Annotated in this window: 4 protein-coding genes; 2 read left to right on the top strand and 2 right to left on the bottom strand. The window is 70.8% G+C overall.

Annotation, left to right across the window (positions count from 1 at the left end):
- Nucleotides 1-140: 140 nt before the first annotated feature.
- A complete protein-coding gene (locus BZL64_RS40285) occupies nt 141-314 on the top strand; it encodes a hypothetical protein (protein ID WP_167396193.1) in 174 nt (57 codons plus the stop codon).
- A gap of 88 nt (nt 315-402) precedes the next feature.
- Nucleotides 403-1,962, top strand: a complete 1,560-nt coding sequence (locus tag BZL64_RS23605) for an FAD-binding oxidoreductase (RefSeq protein ID WP_086771202.1) — start codon at nt 403-405, stop codon at nt 1,960-1,962.
- 54 nt (nt 1,963-2,016) lie between these two features.
- Here the strand turns inward: BZL64_RS23605 and BZL64_RS23600 are convergent, their stop codons facing one another.
- Both BZL64_RS23600 and BZL64_RS23595 read right to left on the bottom strand, forming a co-directional pair.
- The gene (locus BZL64_RS23600) at nt 2,017-2,727 is read right to left on the bottom strand and encodes a phosphatase PAP2 family protein (protein ID WP_086771201.1); all 711 of its coding nucleotides are present in this window, start codon (nt 2,725-2,727) and stop codon (nt 2,017-2,019) included.
- Nucleotides 2,728-2,939: 212 nt separating this feature from the next.
- A complete protein-coding gene (locus tag BZL64_RS23595) occupies nt 2,940-3,947 on the bottom strand; it encodes a C40 family peptidase (RefSeq protein ID WP_279634608.1) in 1,008 nt (335 codons plus the stop codon).
- Nucleotides 3,948-4,260: the final 313 nt, after the last annotated feature.

Below are 4,260 nucleotides of genomic sequence, written 5' to 3'. Positions count from 1 at the left end.
GTCTCCCCCAGCCGGTTCGTCCGTGACGGGCGCCCTGTCGTTCCCGATAACGACGGGTGGGTGGCCCCCGTCACGCGTGACGGCAAAGGCTTGCGGTGGTCATACGAGTCCTTTATGCCAGGGCTGGGTACCGTTACTCCGTGACTCAGCAGGACCGTGCGGCCTCCTCCCCCGGCGACGGGGCAGCCCACATCACCACGACCGTCGAACACGGCCCGTTCTGCCTGGCCCGCTGCACCTGCGGCTGGCGCGGCCCGGCACGCAGGGCGAGAAGCCTGGCCAGAGCGGACGCCGCGGGCCACACCCACGACTGACCCCGCTGTGTTCCTCCGCCACGGGAACCCCCGGGCCGACGGCACCGTCTCGCTCCATGAAGCCGACGGAAGGCACAGGGGGTCGGACATGCAACGGCGTACGTTCATCGCAGGCGGCACGGCGGCCGTCGCGGCAGTCGCGACGGCGGCGTGCCGGTCGGACAGCACCGGCGGCTCTCCCGCCGACGCCTCCGCGACCGCGGACGGCAAGCTCCCACTGCGGACCACGAGCGCCGCGTCCGCCGCCAACTGGGCCGCCCTCGGCCGCTCCCTCGACGGCCCCCTGATCCGACCGGGCGACGCCTCCTGGACGGCGGCCCGGCAGCTGTACAACACCCGCTTCGACACCCTCCGCCCGGCCGCGGTCGCCTACGTCGCCCACCCCGACGACATCCGTACGGCCCTGGCGTACGCCCGCGCCCACGGCACGAAGGTCGCCATCCGCAACGGCGGTCACTCCTACGGCGGCTGGTCCTCGGGCGACGGCCGGCTGATCCTCGACGTCTCCAAGCTGAACCGGGTCCGCGCGAGCGGCACCTCCGCAGTCGTCGGCGCCGGCGCCAAACTGATCGACGTCTACCGCGCGCTCGCCGCCAGGAGCATGACGATCCCGGCCGGCTCCTGCCCGACGGTCGGCGTCTCCGGCCTGGTCCTGGGCGGCGGCCACGGCGTGGTCTCGCGGGCATACGGCCTCACCTGCGACAGCCTCACCCGGGCGACCATCGTCACGGCGGACGGCAAGCAGCTCACCGCCGACGCCACCCACCACCAGGACCTGTTCTGGGCGCTGCGCGGAGCCGGCAACGGCAACTTCGGCGTCGTCACGGAACTCCACTTCACCACCCACCCCGCCCCGCAGGCGGTGACCGGCCACCTCTCCTGGCCCTGGTCCAAGGCCGCGGCCGTGGTGCGGGCCTGGCAGGAATGGGGCCCCTCACAGCCGGACGAGATCTGGTCCGCCCTCCACCTGGCGAGCACCCCCGGCGGCACCCCGAGGATCTCCGTCTCCGCCTTCAGCATCGGTACGTACGGCCGGCTCCAGAACGCCGTCGACCGCCTCGCGGACCGCGTGGGCGCCTCCGCGACGAGCGTGTCACTGCGCCGCCGCTCCTACGAGGACGCCATGGAGATCTACGCCGGCTGCTCGTCCTTCGCCACCGACGCCCAGTGCCATCTCCCCGGCTCCACCCCCGGCCGCTCGCCACGAGGCTCCCTGGCCCGCGAGACGTACGCCGCCCGCTCCGACTTCTTCGACCGCTCCCTCTCGGCGGCCGGCATCCAGACCCTGCTCCAACAGCTGAGGACCGTCCGCGGCGGCTCGGGCAGCATCGCGCTCACCGCCCTCGGCGGCGCGATCAACCGCGTCTCCCCCACGGCCACGGCCTTCGTCCACCGCCGCTCCCGGATGCTGGCCCAGTACCTCGTGTCCTGGCGCGCGGGCACCACGGGCACGCCGGCCCAGTCCTGGCTGACCACGGCACACCGCTCGATGGCCCCCCACGCCTCGGGCGCCGCCTACCAGAACTACGCCGACCCCACGCTCGCCACCTGGAAGAAGGCGTACTACGGCCCGGCCGTCCCCCAGCTGACCCGGCTGAAGCACCAGTACGACCCCACGAACTTCTTCACGTTCGCCCAGTCCTTGTGAGCCCGCCGCAGCCTGCGTCCACCCGCCGCCACCGGCGCCGGGCTGCGCGAACGCCTACGCGGCCAGATCCCGCTCCTCCACGGAGGCCTCCACCCGAGCCCCCGGCACCACGGCATCCCGACCGCCCACCCGAGCGGAGCGCCCGCGCACGGCCCACCCCGCCCACGCCGACCCGTCGACCGCCTTCATCACCGGGGTGAGCAGCATCGAGGCGACCGGCGACAACAGCAGCGCCACAGCCGTACCGAGCGCGAACCCGCCGACCACGTCCGTCGGATAGTGCACGCCCATGTAGACCCGGCAGAACCCTTCCAACAGCCCCAGCCCGATCCCCACCAGCCCGAACTTCCGGTTGGCGACGAACAGCGCGACCCCCATCGCCATGGTGATGGTCGCGTGGTCGCTCACGAAGGAGTAGTCGGTCTTGCCTGAGACGAGAACCTCGAGCCCCTGGTGGTCGAGGAAGGGCCGGGGCCGCTCCACGAACCCCCGTATCGGCACGTTCACGAGCACCGCGAGCCCGGCGGCCAACGGCGCCCACACCAGCGCGGCCACGGACGAGGCGGCCTCGTCGGCGGACGCGGGCCGCCGCCGTACGGTCCACCAGCACCAGACCACGAGCAGCACCATCGCCAGCAGCAGCCCGTACTCGCCGACGAACTCGACGGTCCGGTCCAGCCAGTGCGGGGCGTCCTTCGCGAGGCCGTTGATGTCATAGAGCAGGTCGACGTCGGGGTTCGACCCAGATGCGGCGAGTCCAGCCATGGTGCTGCGGCCCCTTCGTCGTTGTGCCCGGCATGCCTCACGCACGCCGCTCGTACCCACACCCCCGTGGTCGTAGATCCGCGCATGGCCCGGCTACGTCAACAGGAACGCACGACCCCCGTTGATACGTTCCACTCTCCACTGAATGATCACGCAGACGTTATCGAAGAGAGACACATCACCGCAGCTCAGGAGCTGGGTTACCGTCCGGTTCAGACTCTCGTGGGGAGCGCTTTCGCGCCATCTTCGGTGACCCGCGTGGCACCGAAGTACTTCCGGGTGTCGATCGGATCGAACCGGATGACGGCCCCCGTACGGGGTGCGTCGATCATGTACCCGCCGCCGACGTAGATGCCGACGTGGTCGATGGCCCGCGAGTTGTTGGGGTCGGTCGAGAAGAACACCAGGTCGCCCGGCAGCAGTTGGTCCCGTGAGGGGTGCGGCCCCGCGTTGTACTGATCGTTGGCGACCCGCGGCAGGGTGATCCCGACACTCTCGAAGGCCGCCTTGGTCAACCCCGAACAGTCGAAGCGTCCGCCCTGCTCAGGCGTGCCGTTGCCACCCCACAGATACGGCGTCCCCAGCTTCTTCTGCGCGTAGTAGATGGCCCCGGCGGCCTGCTCGGACGGATCGACCCGGGTGACCGGCGCGGCGAAGCTCTTCGCCAGCGTGGTGATCGTCTTCACGTAGTTCTGGGTCTCGCGGTAGGGCGGCACACCGCCGTACTTGATGACCGCGTAGGCCCCCGCGTTGTACGACGCGAGCATGTTGTGGGTGGGGTCGCCGGGCACCTTCTTCACGTACGAGGCGAGCTGGCAGTCGTACGTCGCGGCCGACGGAATCGCGTCATTCGGATCCCAGACGTCACGGTCGCCGTCCCCGTCACCGTCGATACCGTGCGTGGCCCAGGTGCCGGGGATGAACTGCGCGATTCCCTGGGCCGCCGCGGGACTCTTGGCGTTCGGGTTGAATCCGCTCTCCTGGTAGAGCTGGGCGGCGAGCAGCGCGGGGTCGATCGCGGCGCAGAGATTGCCCCACTTCTGCACGAGCGCCTGGTACGCGGCCGGCACGGCACCCTTGGCCAGCCCGACGCTCTTGCCGCCGACGCCGTTGGTGAGGTTCCCGGCGATGATGTACACGCCGACGACGAGCAGCATCACGAAGCTGAGCCCCGCCGCGGTCGCGGCACCAGCCAGGATCCACGCCTTACGCACCGTCAACCGCCCCTCGCCCACGCGGATTACCGCCCGCGTCAGTGTATGAGCTTCCCCCACGGAATCCCGTGCAACCGAGGCTCTCCCCACAACCTGACTCGATGGGCCGGGTTCCCCCCACCCGCGCGGCGCCCGGGTTCAGCCGATCGCCTCCCGCTGCCGCGTACGTCAAGGGCAGCCCCGGCGGGCGCCAAGCACTACCCATCGATCGGTCCCGAATTCCCCATCCACGTCCATGATCGGGCAACCCCCGCCCCAAACCCAGGACTCGCGCATACGTTCCCCTCCGTGATCCTTGACGTTGACGACACCCCCCTCC

The sequence above is a fragment of the Streptomyces bobili genome (assembly GCF_002154575.1).
In the GTDB taxonomy this organism is placed as follows: domain Bacteria; phylum Actinomycetota; class Actinomycetes; order Streptomycetales; family Streptomycetaceae; genus Streptomyces; species Streptomyces bobili.
Note: the sequence above shows the minus strand (reverse complement) of the source record. Positions and strands in the feature narration are given on the sequence as shown.